The sequence below is a fragment of the Klebsiella sp. GG_Kp146 genome, assembly GCF_040061975.1.
GTDB lineage: Bacteria > Pseudomonadota > Gammaproteobacteria > Enterobacterales > Enterobacteriaceae > Klebsiella > Klebsiella quasipneumoniae.
Window position 1 is genome coordinate 1 of sequence record NZ_JBEAHA010000005.1, and the last position, 15,766, is coordinate 15,766.

The following is a 15,766-nucleotide window of genomic DNA, read 5'->3' on the forward strand; positions in this document are numbered from 1 at the left end:
AACTCGCGACCCCGACCTTGGCAAGGTCGTGCTCTACCAACTGAGCTATTCCCGCGTTACTGCATTTTTTGCCATATTTTGATGGCGTCGTAATTTGCATTTCTGCGTCGTTACGGGAGGCGCATTATACGAGAATTCGATGCACCTGCAACCCCCTGTTCATCACTTTTTTGCGTTTTTTGTTTAAATGGATATTTTCTCGCCACCTACGCCGCTGAATTGTATAAATAAGCGTCATTTCGGGCAAAATCGCTTTTTCCGCCCGCCTGAATGACGCAAAATCGCTCGCATCATACAGCGGTGGCGCGACGTAAAACGAGGCCACCACGCCGCCAAACAGGGAATTAGCATGAGAAAAGTCCTCACCGTCCTGCTGCTGAGCACGCTGGCCATCGGAACCGCGTCAGCCGAGACGCTCCATTTTGGCACCAGCACGGCCAATCCGCCGTTTGTCACCGCCAACGGCAAAAATCAGCCTGTCGGCTTCGATATCGATCTTGCCCAGGCCCTGTGCCAGCAGATGCAGGCGCAGTGCCAGTTCACGGCGCAGCGTTTCGATACGCTGATCCCGGCTTTACGCTTCAAGAAATTTGACGCGGTGATTGCCGGCATGGAAGTGATCCCGATGCGTGAGAAGCAGGTCGCCTTCAGCCGTCCCTATCGCCAGTCGCTCTCCGGGGTGGTGATCGTCAACAAAGATGTCGCCCATACCTTTGCCGACCTGAAAGCCAAAAAAGTCGGCGTGGTGAAAGGCACACTGCATCAGCACTATCTGCGTGATAAACAGAAAGCCGTACAGGCTGTTCCTTACGACGACGTCGCCAGCGCCCTGGCCGCGCTGAAGGCCGGGCAAATAACCGGCGTCATGGGCGACTTCGCCACCCTCGACGCCTGGCAGCAGGAGAACCCTGACTACGCCATCATGGATGAACGGGCCACCGACCCGGTTTATTACGGTAAGCAGTATGCAATTGCGGTGCGCAAAGACGATCCGGAGCTGCTGAATGCGATCAACGATGCCCTGACTGCGGTCATGGCGACGCCTGACTTCCAGCAGATGCAGCAGAAGTGGTTTAAATAACGCAGAAAGGTGTACCGGGCCGCGCACAGGGCCCGGTCGCGGTTTACAGCTTAATGAAATGCTCGCGGTAGTAAGCCAGCTCGGCGACTGATTCGCGGATATCGTCCATCGCCTGATGGGTACCCTGCTTTTTAAAGCCGTCGAGAATTTCCGGCTTCCAGCGACGCGCCAGCTCTTTCAGCGTGCTAACGTCCAGATAGCGATAGTGGAAATAGGCTTCCAGTTGCGGCATGTACTTAAACAGGAAGCGACGATCCTGGCCGATGCTGTTGCCGCAGATCGGCGACTTGCCCGCCGGCACCCACTGCTTAAGAAACTCAATGGTCGCCAGTTCGGCGTCGTGCTCGCTGACGGCGCTGGCCTTCACGCGATCCACCAGCCCGCTGCCGGTATGCGTCCGCACATTCCACTCGTCCATCAGCGCCAGCTGGGCATCCGATTGATGCACCGCGATGGTCGGCCCCTCGGCCAGAATGTTCAGGTTGGCATCGGTCACCAGGGTGGCGATTTCAATAATGCGATCGCGCTCCGGATCCAGCCCTGTCATCTCAAGATCGATCCAAATGAGGTTGTTTTCATTTGCACTCATGCTATTTTCCACCCTTCTTGCGTGACTATATTCATCTAAAATAGCGTGTATCATAGAGGTTTTGCCCCATCAGGGCGACCAGGAGCCAGTTCGATTGAGTAAAAATAAACTCTCCAAAGGCCAGCAGCGCCGCGTCAAAGCCAACCACCAGCGCCGTCTGAAAACCACTGCGGAGAAGGCCGACTACGATGACAACCTGTTTGGCGACACGTCGGAAGGCATTGTCATCAGTCGCTTTGGCATGCATGCCGACGTCGAATCCGCTGACGGCAGCGTGCATCGCTGCAATATCCGCCGGACGATCCGTTCGCTGGTCACCGGCGACCGCGTGGTCTGGCGGCCGGGTAAAGACGCCGCCGACGGCGTAAGCGTCAAAGGGATCGTCGAAGCGGTTCACGATCGCGCCTCCGTCCTGACGCGCCCGGATTTTTACGACGGCGTGAAGCCTATCGCCGCCAATATCGACCAGATCGTGGTGGTTTCCGCGATCCTGCCTGAGCTGTCGCTGAATATTATCGATCGCTATCTGGTGGCCTGCGAGGCGCAGGATATCGAGCCGTTAATCGTCCTGAACAAAATCGATCTGCTGGATGACGATGGCCTGCGCTTCGTCAATGAGCAAATGGACATCTACCGCAACATCGGTTACCGCGTACTGCTGGTCTCCAGCCGTACTCAGGACGGCCTCAAGCCGCTGGAAGCGGCCCTGACCGACCGCATCAGCATCTTCGCCGGGCAGTCCGGGGTGGGTAAATCAAGCCTGCTGAACGCCCTGCTGGGGCTGAATGAGGATCAGATCCTCACCAATGATGTCTCGGACGTTTCCGGCTTAGGCCAGCACACCACCACCGCGGCGCGCCTCTACCACTTCCCGCACGGCGGCGATGTGATTGATTCACCGGGGGTACGTGAGTTCGGCCTGTGGCATCTGGAAGCGGAACAAATCACCAACGGCTTTGTCGAATTCCATGATTATTTAGGCCGTTGCAAATATCGCGACTGTAAACACGATACCGATCCTGGCTGTGCGCTTCGCGAAGCGGTAGAGAGCGGCAAGATCGCCGAAAGCCGTTTCGAGAACTACCACCGCATCCTGGAAAGCATGGCGCAGGTACAGGTAAAAACGCGTAAAAACTTTTCCTCGACCGATGACTGACCATTAAGCTGAGCGTCACGTCAGGCGCTGCCGGGCAGCGGTGATGGCGCGGCTTACGCGGATGCCATTTGGCGAGTTTTACGTATAGAATCGTCCCCTTTTTTCAGGTCCCCGCCCGCAGGCGGGGTCAGGAACGACATATCATGGCCTGGAGGCTACTTTGTTAAACGATCTTAAACTTTCACTGCAATACATTCTGCCTAAACTGTGGCTCACCCGCCTCGCAGGCTGGGGTGCGAGCAAACGCGCAGGTTGGCTGACGAAGCTGGTCATCGATCTGTTCGTGAAATACTACAAGGTCGATATGAAAGAGGCGCAGAAGCCGGATACCGCGGCCTATCGCACCTTCAACGATTTCTTTGTGCGCCCGCTGCGCGACGACGTTCGCCCGCTGAATACCGATCCTAACGTACTGGTGATGCCGGCCGACGGCGTGATCAGCCAGCTTGGTGCCATTGAGAACGATAAAATTCTGCAGGCCAAGGGCCACGACTACAGCCTGGAAGCCTTACTGGCCGGCAACTACCAGATGGCCGACATGTTCCGTAACGGCAGCTTCGCCACCACCTATCTGTCGCCGCGCGACTATCACCGCGTGCACATGCCGTGCAACGGTATCCTGCGCGAAATGATCTACGTTCCTGGCGACCTGTTCTCCGTTAACCATCTGACGGCGCAGAACGTGCCAAACCTGTTCGCCCGTAACGAGCGCGTCATCTGCCTGTTTGATACTGAGTTTGGCCCGATGGCGCAAATTCTGGTGGGCGCGACTATCGTCGGCAGCATCGAGACCGTGTGGTCCGGCACCGTAACCCCGCCGCGCGAAGGCATTATTAAACGCTGGACCTGGCCCGCTGGCGACAGCGAAGGCTCCGTCGCCCTGCTGAAAGGCCAGGAGATGGGCCGCTTCAAACTGGGCTCCACCGTGATCAACCTGTTTGCCCCGGGCCAGGTGAAGCTGGTCGACACGCTGCAAAGCCTGTCCGTGACTAAAATCGGCCAACCGCTGGCGACAACGGTGGAAGCAACCACCGCCGCTGAACCGGCGCCGTTACCGGAAGAAGAGATCCGCGCCGAACATCGCGCCAGCCCGCTGGTTGACGATAAACAAGACCAAGGTTAATTCTTCAGCAAAAGGGTTATGCCGTGCGCCTGATATACACTTTCCTGTTGGCCTTGAGCCTCAGTTTCGGGGCGTACGCTGCGACAGCCCCGGATGCTAAACAGATAACCCAGGAACTGGAACAGGCGAAGGCGGCAAAGCCCGCCCAGCCTGAAACCGTTGAAGTTCTGCAGTCCGCCCTGAACGCGCTTGAGGAGCGAAAATCGTCTCTCGAGCGCGCCCGTCAGTATCAGGACGTTATCGACAATTTCCCCAAACTGTTTCAAAGCCTGCGTGCCCAGCTCAACAATCTGAGCGAAGAGCCGCGCCAGGTGCCAGTCGGCCTGACCGCCGATGCGCTGAACCAGGAGATCCTCCAGGTCAGCAGCCAGCTGCTGGAGTCAAGCCGTCAGGCGCAGCAGGAGCAGGATCGCGCGCGTGAAATCGCCGACTCCCTGAACCAGCTGCCGCAGCAGCAAACCGACGCCCGGCGTCAGCTCAATGAGGTTGAGCGCCGCATCGGCACGCAAACCGGCAACAATGCCCTCGCCCAGGCGCAAAATCTTGCCCTGCAGGCGGAATCGGCACGCCTGAAGGCGCTGGTGGATGAACTCGACCTCGCCCAGCTTTCCGCCAATAACCGCCAGGAGCTGTCGCGCGCCCGTTCTGAACTGGCGCAAAAGCAGAGCGAGCAGCTGGATGCCTATCTGCAGGCGCTGCGTAATCTGCAGAACAGCCAGCGCCAGCGGGAGGCGGAAAAAGCGCTGGAGAGTACCGAACTGCTGGCGGAGAACAGTGAAAACCTGCCGCCGGACATCACCGCCCAGTTTAAAGTCAACCGCGAACTCTCCCAGGCGCTGAACCAGCAGGCGCAGCGTATGGATCTGGTGGCGTCCCAGCAGCGGCAGGCGACGAATCAAACGCTGCAGGTGCGCCAGGCGTTAAACACCCTGCGCGAGCAGTCGCAGTGGCTGGGCTCCTCTAATCTGCTGGGCGAAGCCCTGCGCGCCCAGGTGGCGCGGCTGCCGGAGCGCCCTCGCCCGCAGCAGCTGGATACGGAAATGGCGCAGCTGCGCGTGCAGCGTCTGCGCTTTGAGGATTTACTCAGTAAGCAGCCGCAGCTGCGGCAGATCCGCCAGGCCGACGGCGAACCGCTGACCAGCGAGCAGAACAAGATCCTGCAGGCGCAGCTACGCACGCAGAACGAGCTGCTGAACTCGCTGCTGCGCGGCGGCGATACCCTGATGCTGGAGCTCACCAAGCTGAAGGTCGCCAACGGCCAGCTGGAAGACGCGCTGAAGGAGATCAACGAAGCCACCCACCGCTATCTGTTCTGGACTTCGGACGTCAGCCCCATCGGCTTCTCCTGGCCGCTGGAGATCGTCCAGGATCTGCGGCGCCTGATCTCCCTGGATACCATCAGCGAGCTGGGTAAAGCCAGCGCGATGATGCTCACCAGCAAAGAGACCCTGCTACCGCTGTTTGCCGCCCTGCTGCTGGTTGGCTTCAGCATCAGCTCCCGGCGCCATTTCACCCGCTTCCTTGAGCGCTCCAGCGCTCGGGTGGGGAAAGTCACCCAGGATCACTTCTGGCTGACGCTGCGCACGGTCTTCTGGTCGATACTGGTGGCTTCGCCGCTGCCGGTGCTGTGGATGACGCTCGGCTATGGTCTGCAGTCCGCCTGGCCCTTCCCGCTGGCGGTGGCGATTGGCGATGGGGTCACCGCGACGGTGCCTCTGCTGTGGGTGGTGATGATCTGCGCCACCTTCGCCCGGCCAAACGGGCTGTTTATCGCCCACTTCGGCTGGCCGCGTAACCGCGTGGCGAAAGCGATGCGCTACTACCTGATGAGCATCGGACTGATTGTGCCGCTGATAATGGCGCTGATCATGTTCGATAATCTTAACGACCGCGAGTTCTCCGCCTCGCTGGGCCGCCTGTGCTTCCTGCTGATCTGCGGCGCGCTGGCGGTGGTCACCCTCAGCCTTAAGCATGCCGGCATCCCGCTCTACCTGGATAAAGAGGGGAATGGCGACAACATGGTGAACCGCCTGCTGTGGAACCTGATGCTTGGCGCCCCGCTGGTGGCCATGCTGGCGGCCGCCGTCGGCTACCTCGCTACCGCTCAGGCGCTGCTGGCACGTCTGGAAACCTCCGTCGCCATCTGGTTCCTGCTGCTGGTGGTCTATCACATTATCCGCCGCTGGATGCTGATCCAGCGGCGCCGACTGGCCTTCGACCGGGCCCGCCATCGTCGCGCGGAAATTCTCGCCCAGCGCGCCCGCGGCGAAGATGAGCCTGTTCACGTCAGCAGCCCGGAAGGGTCGGTGGAGACGGAGGTCAGCGAGGTCGATCTCGATGCCATCAGTACCCAGTCGCTGCGTCTCGTGCGCTCCCTGCTGATGCTGATCGCGCTGCTGTCAGTCATCGTGCTGTGGTCGGAAATTCACTCGGCGTTTGGCTTCCTCGAGAATATCTCGCTGTGGGACGTCACCTCGACGGTGCAGGGGGTGGAAAGCCTCGAGCCCATCACCCTTGGCGCAGTGCTGATTGCCATTCTGGTGCTGATCATCACCACTCAGCTGGTGCGCAACCTGCCGGCGCTGCTGGAGCTGGCGATTCTCCAGCACCTCGATTTAACGCCCGGCACCGGCTACGCCATCACCACCATCACCAAGTATTTGCTGATGCTGATCGGTGGGCTGGTGGGCTTCTCGATGATTGGCATTGAGTGGTCGAAGCTGCAGTGGCTGGTCGCCGCGCTGGGTGTGGGTCTCGGGTTTGGCCTGCAGGAGATCTTCGCTAACTTTATCTCCGGCCTGATTATCCTGTTTGAAAAGCCGATCCGCATCGGCGATACGGTCACCATCCGCGACCTGACGGGCAGCGTCACCCGCATCAATACCCGCGCCACCACCATCAGCGACTGGGACCGGAAGGAGATTATCGTGCCGAACAAGGCGTTCATCACCGAACAGTTTATCAACTGGTCGCTGTCGGACTCGGTCACCCGCGTGGTGTTGACGGTGCCGGCTCCGGTGGACGCCGATACCGAAGAGGTGACCAAGATCCTCATCGCCGCGGCGCATCGCTGTTCGCTGGTCATCGATACCCCGGCGCCGGAGGCGTTTCTCGTCGACCTGCAGCAGGGGATCCAGATTTTCGAGCTGCGTATTTTTGCCGCCGAGATGGGGCACCGCATGCCGCTACGCCATGAGATGCATCAGCTGATCCTGGCGGGCTTCCGCGAGCATGGCATTGATATGCCGTTCCCTCCGTTCCAGATGCGGCTGGAAAGTATCGACGGCAGGCAAAGCAGTAAAACCATGACCTCGGCCGGGAAAACCAGCCGACGTACGGCTGGCAGCCTGTAGGCCATACCCTGCCCGGCGGCGGCGCCGGGCAGGCTTTCTAGCTCTCCATTACCAGCACACCGGACGCCAGGCGCCGACGGTAGCTTTCGTAAATGGCCAACGCCAGCAGCGAGAAGAAGATCGGCCCACCGACCATCCACAGCGTGCTGTTCCAGTCCCCGCTGTCGATGACCGGCTGAATAATGGTGAAGATATTGGCGAAGGTCACCACCAGTAGCACCACGCCGGTCGCCAGCAGCGTCGACTGGCGGTTTTTGAAAATCACGAACGGCCGATCGAGATGCGCTTTTGACTTGAAGAACGGGAAGGCGATGGTCAGGAACAGGTAAGGCAAAGTCATGGAGACATTGGCCATCAGCGTCAGTTTGTTATAAAACGCGGAAGCGCTGTCCCCACCGAACGACACCATGACAATAAACACCCCGACCAGCAAACACTGCAGCCACATCGCCGCGGCGGGCATACCATTAACGTTGAGACGGGTCATCACCGATGGCCAGAGCGCTTTTGGCGTGCCCTGGATAATCGCTTTCAGCGGCGAATAGCTGAGAGTGAAAAACGCGCCGGTATAGGCGAGAAACATCGACAGCCCGGTAATACGGGCGAACCAGATCCCGGTCAGGGCTGCCGCCTCTGGCGTCATGTGCAGAGCCTGGCCGAGCGTGTTCCCGAGGCTGGTCATCAGCACATAGGTGATGTTGCCGAGGTTGGTTGAACGCGCACCGAGCACCTGCTGCCAGTTAGCGCTCACGCCCCACAGCACAATCGCCAGCGAATAACCAACCGAGATCACGATCGCCGCGATAATAATCCCTTTGGCAAAGTTCTTTTCCGGTTTATCGGTTTTATCCACTAAGCCGCCGACTGCCTCAATTCCGCCATAGGCGAAGATGGCAAATACCACAAATGACAGCATGGCCATACCCGACTGATAGCCCGGATTAGGCGAAAGGGCGAAGTTTAACGGTTGGGCGAAATGGCCGCCGTTGAGCAGCAGGATCGCCCCGCTCACCAGCAGCAGCACCAGATTAAGCCCCATCACCGCGATACCGCCGACGGCGGTGATCCTGGCGATTTTATTGATCCCTTTGACGGCAATAAAGGTCACGACGACCATCCAGCAGGCCGCCAGAATGCCCACCGTCTGCGTCGGGGTCAGGCTACCCAGCGCCCAGCTTTGGGTTTTGTCGGCGCCAAACAAAAAGGTAGATAGCGGCACCCAGATCTTAGCCGCGGTACTCACCATCCAGACGATGTACGACGCAAACCACATAAAGGTGCCGATAAACGCAAAGCGCGGCCCGACGCTGTGGTTCATCCAGGAGTAAATGCCGCCCTCTTCCCGACGAAAGGCTGAGCCCATCTCCGCCATCATCAGCGCAAACGGAATGAAGAAAAAGAGTGCGGAAAAAAGATAAAACGGCATAGCGCTGTAGCCCATCAGATAAAACGCCGACGGGCTGTTGGCAAAGCCAAACACCGAGGTGAAGATCATCAGAATCAGCCCAATCAGGCTCATCTTCTTGAGTTGTTGATGCATAAACCTATCCAAACGTGAGCATCGCCCGACGGGCAACGCCTGGTCTCATAAAAAGAGCGCGGATAGTAGCAAAAGCACGGAGAGAGATTGTGGGTATTCGGGCGAATGCCGGGATACCGTGCGAGGGATAGGTCAGGAGAGGCCTGTCACCTCCCTCGCCCGCAGGCGGCGGGAGGTGACAGCGCCATCAGGCGCGGTCGACCGTAAAGGCGATCACTTCGCCGATGCTTTCAGCGCCCAGCGCCAGCATCACCACGCGATCAACGCCCAATGCCACGCCGGAGCAGTCCGGCAGACCTGCCTCCAGCGCCGCCAGCAGGTTGTTATCGATGGGCTGCTGCGGGAGGCCGCGCGCGGCCCGCTTGCGGTTGTCCTGCTCAAAGCGCAGGCGCTGCTCATGGGCGTCGGTCAGCTCGTGGAAACCATTCGCCAGCTCAATTCCTTTGTAATAGACCTCGAAGCGCTCAGCGACCCGATGATCTTCCGGGCTGATCTGCGCTAAAGAGGCCTGAGTCGCCGGGAAATGATAAATGAACGTCGGCCGATCTTTGCCGATGTGCGGCTCCACGCCCATGGTGAACAGCAGTTGCAGCAGCGTGTCGCGATCTTCTTCAGTATCGGCGATATTGCTCAGATCCAGCTTCGCCGCGACTTCGCGCAGCTGCGCTTTATCGGCAGAGAGCGGGTCAATATCCAGATGACGCTGAAACGCCTGCTGATAGGAGAGGCTTTCCGCCGGCTGGCACTCCAGCACCTGCTGCAGCAGATCGTCCACCTCGTTGATCAGACGATACATGTCATAGCACGGACGATACCACTCCAGCATGGTGAATTCCGGATTGTGATGCCGCCCCATCTCTTCATTACGGAAGCTGCGGCACAGCTGGAAAACCGGGCCGCAGCCCGCCGCCAGCAGGCGCTTCATATGGTATTCCGGACTGGTCATCAGGTACAGATTGAGTCCCTGTGAGTGGCCCGGGCCGACGAAACGGGTTTCAAACGGGAACAAATGGATATCCGTTACCGTCGCCTGACTCATGCAAGGCGTCTCCACCTCCAGCACGCCGCGATCGGTAAAGAACCGGCGGATTTCCGCCATCACCGCCGCGCGTTTCAACAGATTGGGAATGGGTGCGCTCGGCTGCCAGGTTGCCGTCTCGCTCATGGTACTTTCTCCGATTGCAAACAAGGGCACGAAGTCTACTCGCAACCGGCGAGTGAAACAAATTTTGTGCAATCCCCGGCAGATTACATGCCATTAATCTATCGTTAACCTAAATGCATAAATATCACTGATAAATAACCGCACATATCGATAAAAAAATCGAACACGTCAATTTTCCATACTGACCCTACGGCTATACTCCTGTACCTATAAAGGAGCAGTGATACTTTTTCGCCAGCCCGGCGGCGAAATACACTAAAACTGGAGGAATGTCGTGCACACTTTTCAAGCCGATCTCGCCGTAATTGGCGCCGGCGGGGCAGGCCTTCGCGCCGCTATCGCCGCCGCCCAGGCCAACCCCAATGCCAAAATCGCCCTGATTTCTAAAGTCTATCCGATGCGCAGCCATACGGTCGCTGCAGAAGGGGGGTCCGCAGCCGTTGCCCAGGATCACGATAGCTTTGAGTACCATTTTCACGACACCGTCGCTGGAGGCGACTGGCTGTGTGAGCAGGATGTCGTCGACTATTTCGTTCACCACTGCCCGACGGAAATGACCCAGCTGGAACAGTGGGGATGCCCGTGGAGCCGCCGCCCTGACGGCAGCGTTAACGTCCGGCGCTTCGGTGGCATGAAGATCGAACGTACCTGGTTTGCCGCCGATAAAACCGGCTTCCACATGCTGCATACCCTCTTCCAGACCTCCCTTCAGTTTCCCCAAATTCAACGCTTTGATGAACATTTCGTCCTTGATCTGCTGGTCGATGACGGCCAGGCCCGCGGCCTGGTGGCGATGAATATGATGGAAGGCACGCTGGTGCAGATCCGCGCCAACGCGGTGGTGCTGGCCACCGGCGGCGCCGGACGCGTCTATCGCTACAACACCAACGGCGGCATCGTTACCGGTGACGGGATGGGTATGGCGCTGGGCCACGGCGTGCCGCTGCGCGATATGGAATTCGTGCAGTATCACCCGACCGGCCTGCCGGGCTCCGGGATCCTGATGACCGAAGGCTGCCGCGGTGAAGGCGGGATTCTGGTCAACAAAAACGGCTATCGCTATCTGCAGGATTACGGCATGGGCCCGGAAACCCCGCTCGGCGAACCGAAGAACAAATATATGGAGCTGGGCCCACGCGACAAAGTGTCCCAGGCCTTCTGGCACGAATGGCGGAAAGGGAACACCATTCCCACGCCGCGCGGCGACGTGGTCTACCTCGATCTGCGCCACCTCGGCGAGAAAAAGCTGCTGGAGCGCCTGCCGTTTATCTGTGAGCTGGCGAAAGCCTACGTCGGCGTCGACCCGGTGAAAGAACCGATTCCGGTACGCCCGACCGCGCACTACACCATGGGCGGCATCGAAACCGATCAACAGTGCGAAACCCGCATCAAAGGGCTGTTTGCCGTGGGCGAATGCTCGTCCGTTGGTCTGCACGGCGCCAACCGCCTGGGCTCCAACTCGCTGGCCGAGCTGGTGGTCTTCGGCCGCCTGGCCGGGGAACAGGCCATGCAGCGCGCCGCGCAAGCGGGCGAGACGAACGGCTCCGCCCTTGATGCGCAGGCTGCCGATGTGGAGCGTCGTCTGAAAGATCTCGTCAACCAGGAGGGTAACGAAAACTGGGCGAAAATCCGCGACGAAATGGGGCTCTCGATGGAGGAAGGCTGCGGCATCTACCGGACGCCAGAGCTGATGCAGAAAACTATCGACAAGCTGGCTGAGCTGCAGGAGCGCTTTAAGCGCGTGCGCATTACCGACAACTCCAGCGTATTCAACACCGATCTGCTTTACACCATTGAGCTGGGGCACGGTTTAAACGTTGCCGAATGTATGGCGCACTCGGCCATCGCCCGTAAAGAATCGCGCGGTGCGCACCAGCGTCTGGATGAAGGCTGTACCGAACGCGACGACGTCAACTTCCTCAAACATACGCTCGCCTTCCGCGAGGCTGATGGCACCACCCGCCTGGAATATGGCGATGTGAAGATCACCACGCTGCCGCCGGCGAAACGTGTTTATGGCGCTGAGGCGGAAGCGGCTGAGAAGAAGGAGACCACCCATGGCTGAGATGAAAAACCTGAAAGTCGAAGTGGTGCGTTACAACCCGGAGGTCGACACGGCACCGCACAGCGCGTTCTATGACGTGCCTTACGATGAGCAGACCTCGCTGCTGGACGCGCTGGGCTACATCAAAGACAACCTGGCGCCCGACCTGAGCTACCGCTGGTCCTGCCGGATGGCGATCTGCGGCTCCTGCGGCATGATGGTCAATAAGGTACCGAAGCTGGCCTGTAAAACCTTCCTGCGGGATTACACCAAAGGCATCAAGGTTGAAGCGCTGGCCAACTTCCCGATCGAGCGCGATCTGGTGGTGGATATGACCCACTTTATCGAAAGTCTGGAGGCCATTAAGCCGTATATCATCGGCAATAACCGCACCCCGGACCAGGGACCAAACAAGCAGACGCCGGCCCAGATGGCCAAATACCATCAGTTCTCCGGCTGTATCAACTGCGGACTGTGCTATGCCGCCTGTCCGCAGTTCGGCCTGAATCCGGAGTTTATCGGCCCGGCGGCGATCACCCTCGCCCACCGCTATAACGAAGACAGCCGCGACCACGGCAAAAAGGAACGCATGGCGCAGCTTAACGGCCAGAACGGCGTCTGGACCTGTACTTTCGTGGGCTACTGCTCGGAAGTGTGTCCGAAGCACGTCGACCCGGCGGCCGCGATCCAGCAGGGCAAGGTGGAAAGTTCGAAAGACTTTCTTATCGCCACCCTGAAACCACGCTAAGGAGTGCATTATGACGACGAAACGCAAACCCTACGTGCGGCCGATGACCTCCACCTGGTGGAAAAAGCTGCCGTTTTATCGCTTCTACATGGTGCGGGAAGGCACGGCGGTACCGACGGTCTGGTTTAGCATTGTGCTGATTTACGGGCTGTTTGCCCTCAAGCACGGCGCCGAAAGCTGGGCGGGATATATCGGATTCCTGCAAAATCCAGTGGTGGTGATCCTCAATCTGATCACCCTGGCGGCGGCGCTGCTGCACACCAAAACCTGGTTCGAGCTGGCGCCGAAAGCCGCCAACGTCATCATCAAAGGCGAAAAAATGGGGCCAGAGCCGGTGATTAAAGGACTCTGGGTGGTGACGGCGGTGGTCACCGTGGTGATCCTGTTTGTCGCCCTGTTCTGGTAAGGAGGCTGAGATGATTAATCCCAATCCGAAACGTTCCGATGAACCCGTTTTCTGGGGGCTGTTTGGCGCTGGCGGCATGTGGGGCGCGATTGTCGCGCCGGTGATGGTGCTGCTGGTGGGCATTTTGCTGCCGCTGGGGCTCGCCCCGGCCGACGCCTTCAGCTATGAGCGCGTGCTGGCCTTTGCCCAAAGCTTTATCGGCCGCGCGTTCATCTTTCTGATGATTGTCCTGCCGCTGTGGTGTGGGCTGCATCGTATTCACCACGCCATGCACGACCTGAAAATCCATGTGCCAAACGGCAAATGGGTCTTCTACGGTCTGGCGGCGATCCTCAGCGTCATTACTCTCGTTGGCGTACTGTTTATCTGATCCTGCAAGAGCCCGGCAGCAATTCTGCTACCGGGCTCGCTTCATAGAAAAATCTTGCCGCCTTTGCCCTGCCGGACTCTACACTTAGCTTAAAAGCCAGCAAGGAGCATACCATGCGTATCCTGCCGATAATCACCGCGGTCGCCGTCTCGTTCCTGTCTGTCGCCTGCAGCACCCCTGCCCCGCCGCCGGGCGTCACCGTGGTCACCCCCTTCGACGTTCAGCGCTATCTGGGTACCTGGTACGAAATCGCCCGCTTCGACCATCCTTTTGAAAGCGGGCTTGAAAAGGTCACGATCGCCTGGCAGCCGCGCGATGACGGCGGTCTGGACGTGGTCAATAAAGGCTATAACCCCGACCGCGACATGTGGCAGAAAACGGACGGGGTGGCGTATTTTACCGGCGAGCCCAGCCGCGCCGCGCTGAAGATCTCCTTCTTCGGCCCCTTCTATGGCAGCTATAACGTCATTGCGCTGGATAAGGAGTATCGGTACGCGCTGGTCTGCGGCCCCGACCGCGACTATCTCTGGCTACTGGCGCGAGCCCCCACCATCGCCCCGGAAGTCAGGCAGCAGATGCTGGATATTGCCACCCGGCAGGGTTTTGATATCAGCAAACTGGTCTGGGTCAATCAGCGCTACAACTAGTGCGCGCTGATCTTCAGGCCAATGATGCCGACCACGATGCAGACAAGACTGGCGATACGCATAGCGCTGGCGGATTCACCTAACAGTACGATACCGGTCACAGCGGCGCCCACGGCGCCGATCCCCGTCCAGACGGCGTAAGCGGTACCCACCGGCAGGGTTTTCATCGCCCATGAAAGCAGCGCCATGCTGACGACCATCGCGACGATGGTGATGACGCTGGGAACCAGGCGGCTAAAGCCATGGGTATATTTCAGGCCGACGGCCCACACTACTTCCAGCAGGCCAGCGATAAATAAGACTATCCAGGACATAAGGCTCCTTTGCTGGGGCCGTCCCCGGATGAGAAACGCTTACGGGTCGTCCCGTAAGGTGGATGAAAAGTCGTAGTGAGTATATCCAACAGGATGGGGGAAGTGAAGAACGGTACGGCGCAAAACCGTACCGTCGAAGGCTGTTATTGCTGAGCTTTGGTTGCTGCGCCAGAGATTGCGCTGCCGCCCTCTGAAATATCCTGACCCACACCGCGCGTGGTGTTACAAGCGGTCAGTGCTGAAGAGAGGACCAAAACCGTAAAGAACGCTGCAATCGTTTTTTTCACCATAATGTCATCCTTAGTGTCAGTTTTGTTTTCATGCCCTATAAGCATAGACAAACCGTCCACAGATGAAGGGATCTTTGCGTTTTTTAAGAGAAAAGGAGTATTCGTGAAGGAAGCAGGCGCACCGAAAGGCGATCGCGGCAGGCGAAACGGAAGGAAGTCAGCTTACAGCGCGAGAGATGGCGTGACCCAGGCCCTGAATATCTTCACCGAAACCGCGGGCGGTATTGCAGCCAGACAGCAGTGCGCTGCTCAGAAACAGTAACGCCAGGAGTTTTACGCTGCGCTTCATGTGTCGTGCTCGTCGTGCCAGTACAGAAAGAGCGGCGCAGCACAGAGGCTGCGCCAGTCATCATGACGTGAAATTACTTCACGCGGGATACGTATTCGCCAGAGCGAGTATCCACTTTGATTACTTCGCCAATCTGGACGAACAGCGGCACTTTAACCACAGCGCCAGTAGACAGGGTCGCTGGTTTACCACCGGTACCCGCGGTGTCGCCTTTCAGACCTGGGTCGGTTTCAACGATTTCCAGCTCAACGAAGTTCGGCGGGGTGACCGCGATCGGCTGGCCGTTCCACAGGGTCACGATGCACTCAGCCTGATCCAGCAGCCATTTGGCATTGTCACCGATCGCTTTCGCGTCAGCAGACAGCTGTTCGAAGGTTTCGTTGTTCATGAAGTGCCAGAACTCACCGTCGTTATACAGGTAAGTCAGGTTCATATCGACAACGTCCGCGCCTTCTGCAGAATCAGTAGATTTGAAGGTTTTCTCAACGCGGGTGCCGGTCAGCAGACGGCGCAGCTTAACGCGCGCAAACGCCTGGCCTTTACCTGGTTTAACGAATTCGCTGGCTTCTACCGCATAAGGTTCGCCATCTAACATGATTTTAAGACCAGCACGAAAATCGTTGCTATAGTAAGTCGCCATAAGGCCCTCTG

16 protein-coding genes are annotated in these 15,766 nt (G+C 58.6%); 9 read left to right on the top strand and 7 right to left on the bottom strand.

Annotation, left to right across the window (positions count from 1 at the left end; genetic code table 11):
- The first annotated feature begins 349 nt into the window (after positions 1-349).
- Positions 350-1,081 carry a transporter substrate-binding domain-containing protein gene (locus ABLU95_RS07325; protein WP_049013721.1) on the top strand — a complete coding sequence of 244 codons (732 nt, stop codon included), beginning with the start codon at positions 350-352 and terminating at the stop codon, positions 1,079-1,081.
- A 43-nt stretch (positions 1,082-1,124) separates the two neighbouring features.
- On the opposite strand, the gene orn is transcribed toward ABLU95_RS07325, so the two are convergent.
- Positions 1,125-1,670, bottom strand: coding sequence for an oligoribonuclease (gene orn / locus ABLU95_RS07330; protein ID WP_004206435.1), 546 nt, complete (start codon positions 1,668-1,670; stop codon positions 1,125-1,127).
- Positions 1,671-1,764: 94 nt separating this feature from the next.
- Here orn and rsgA point away from each other — a divergent pair, with 94 nt between their 5' ends.
- The 3 genes from rsgA to mscM all read left to right on the top strand — a co-directional run bounded on the left by rsgA (position 1,765) and on the right by mscM (position 7,302).
- Positions 1,765-2,826: a small ribosomal subunit biogenesis GTPase RsgA gene (gene rsgA / locus ABLU95_RS07335; RefSeq protein WP_023291707.1), complete on the top strand. Its 1,062-nt coding sequence runs from the start codon at positions 1,765-1,767 to the stop codon at positions 2,824-2,826.
- 160 nt (positions 2,827-2,986) lie between these two features.
- Positions 2,987-3,949, top strand: coding sequence for an archaetidylserine decarboxylase (gene asd, locus ABLU95_RS07340; RefSeq protein ID WP_080901612.1), 963 nt, complete (start codon positions 2,987-2,989; stop codon positions 3,947-3,949).
- 23 nt (positions 3,950-3,972) lie between these two features.
- A complete protein-coding gene (mscM, locus tag ABLU95_RS07345) occupies positions 3,973-7,302 on the top strand; it encodes a miniconductance mechanosensitive channel MscM (protein ID WP_017900929.1) in 3,330 nt (1,109 codons plus the stop codon).
- 37 nt (positions 7,303-7,339) lie between these two features.
- Here the strand turns inward: mscM and yjeM are convergent, their stop codons facing one another.
- Together yjeM and epmA are read right to left on the bottom strand one after the other, a co-directional pair.
- On the bottom strand, positions 7,340-8,842 hold the full coding sequence (gene yjeM, locus ABLU95_RS07350) for a glutamate/gamma-aminobutyrate family transporter YjeM (RefSeq protein ID WP_048336483.1): 1,503 nt from the start codon (positions 8,840-8,842) through the stop codon (positions 7,340-7,342).
- Between the two features lie 187 nt (positions 8,843-9,029).
- Positions 9,030-10,007: an elongation factor P--(R)-beta-lysine ligase gene (epmA, locus tag ABLU95_RS07355; protein WP_004206428.1), complete on the bottom strand. Its 978-nt coding sequence runs from the start codon at positions 10,005-10,007 to the stop codon at positions 9,030-9,032.
- 274 nt (positions 10,008-10,281) lie between these two features.
- Between epmA and frdA the strand changes: the two genes are divergently transcribed.
- From frdA to ABLU95_RS07380, 5 genes are all read left to right on the top strand, one after another.
- The gene (frdA, locus tag ABLU95_RS07360) at positions 10,282-12,072 is read left to right on the top strand and encodes a fumarate reductase (quinol) flavoprotein subunit (RefSeq protein WP_032454622.1); all 1,791 of its coding nucleotides are present in this window, start codon (positions 10,282-10,284) and stop codon (positions 12,070-12,072) included.
- Positions 12,065-12,799 (top strand): fumarate reductase iron-sulfur protein, encoded by a 735-nt coding sequence (frdB, locus tag ABLU95_RS07365; protein WP_004177729.1) that lies wholly within the window; start codon positions 12,065-12,067, stop codon positions 12,797-12,799. Before frdA ends, frdB begins: the two co-directional genes overlap by 8 nt.
- Before the next feature lie 10 nt (positions 12,800-12,809).
- Entirely contained in the window at positions 12,810-13,205 is a 396-nt protein-coding gene (frdC, locus tag ABLU95_RS07370; RefSeq protein ID WP_002885530.1) for a fumarate reductase subunit FrdC, read from the top strand.
- A 10-nt stretch (positions 13,206-13,215) separates the two neighbouring features.
- Positions 13,216-13,575, top strand: coding sequence for a fumarate reductase subunit FrdD (gene frdD, locus ABLU95_RS07375; protein WP_002885526.1), 360 nt, complete (start codon positions 13,216-13,218; stop codon positions 13,573-13,575).
- A gap of 113 nt (positions 13,576-13,688) precedes the next feature.
- Positions 13,689-14,222: a lipocalin family protein gene (locus tag ABLU95_RS07380; RefSeq protein ID WP_032454621.1), complete on the top strand. Its 534-nt coding sequence runs from the start codon at positions 13,689-13,691 to the stop codon at positions 14,220-14,222.
- Here ABLU95_RS07380 and sugE read toward each other — a convergent pair.
- The 4 genes from sugE to efp all read right to left on the bottom strand — a co-directional run bounded on the left by sugE (position 14,219) and on the right by efp (position 15,755).
- Positions 14,219-14,536 carry a quaternary ammonium compound efflux SMR transporter SugE gene (sugE, locus tag ABLU95_RS07385; protein ID WP_004206425.1) on the bottom strand — a complete coding sequence of 106 codons (318 nt, stop codon included), beginning with the start codon at positions 14,534-14,536 and terminating at the stop codon, positions 14,219-14,221. The genes ABLU95_RS07380 and sugE overlap by 4 nt on opposite strands.
- Before the next feature lie 143 nt (positions 14,537-14,679).
- The gene (gene ecnB / locus ABLU95_RS07390) at positions 14,680-14,826 is read right to left on the bottom strand and encodes a lipoprotein toxin entericidin B (protein WP_004206423.1); all 147 of its coding nucleotides are present in this window, start codon (positions 14,824-14,826) and stop codon (positions 14,680-14,682) included.
- A gap of 157 nt (positions 14,827-14,983) precedes the next feature.
- Complete coding sequence (locus tag ABLU95_RS07395) at positions 14,984-15,115, bottom strand: entericidin A/B family lipoprotein (RefSeq protein ID WP_004206422.1); 132 nt, start codon at positions 15,113-15,115, stop codon at positions 14,984-14,986.
- 73 nt (positions 15,116-15,188) lie between these two features.
- Positions 15,189-15,755, bottom strand: a complete 567-nt coding sequence (gene efp / locus ABLU95_RS07400) for an elongation factor P (RefSeq protein WP_004206421.1) — start codon at positions 15,753-15,755, stop codon at positions 15,189-15,191.
- Between the last annotated feature and the right edge of the window lie 11 nt (positions 15,756-15,766).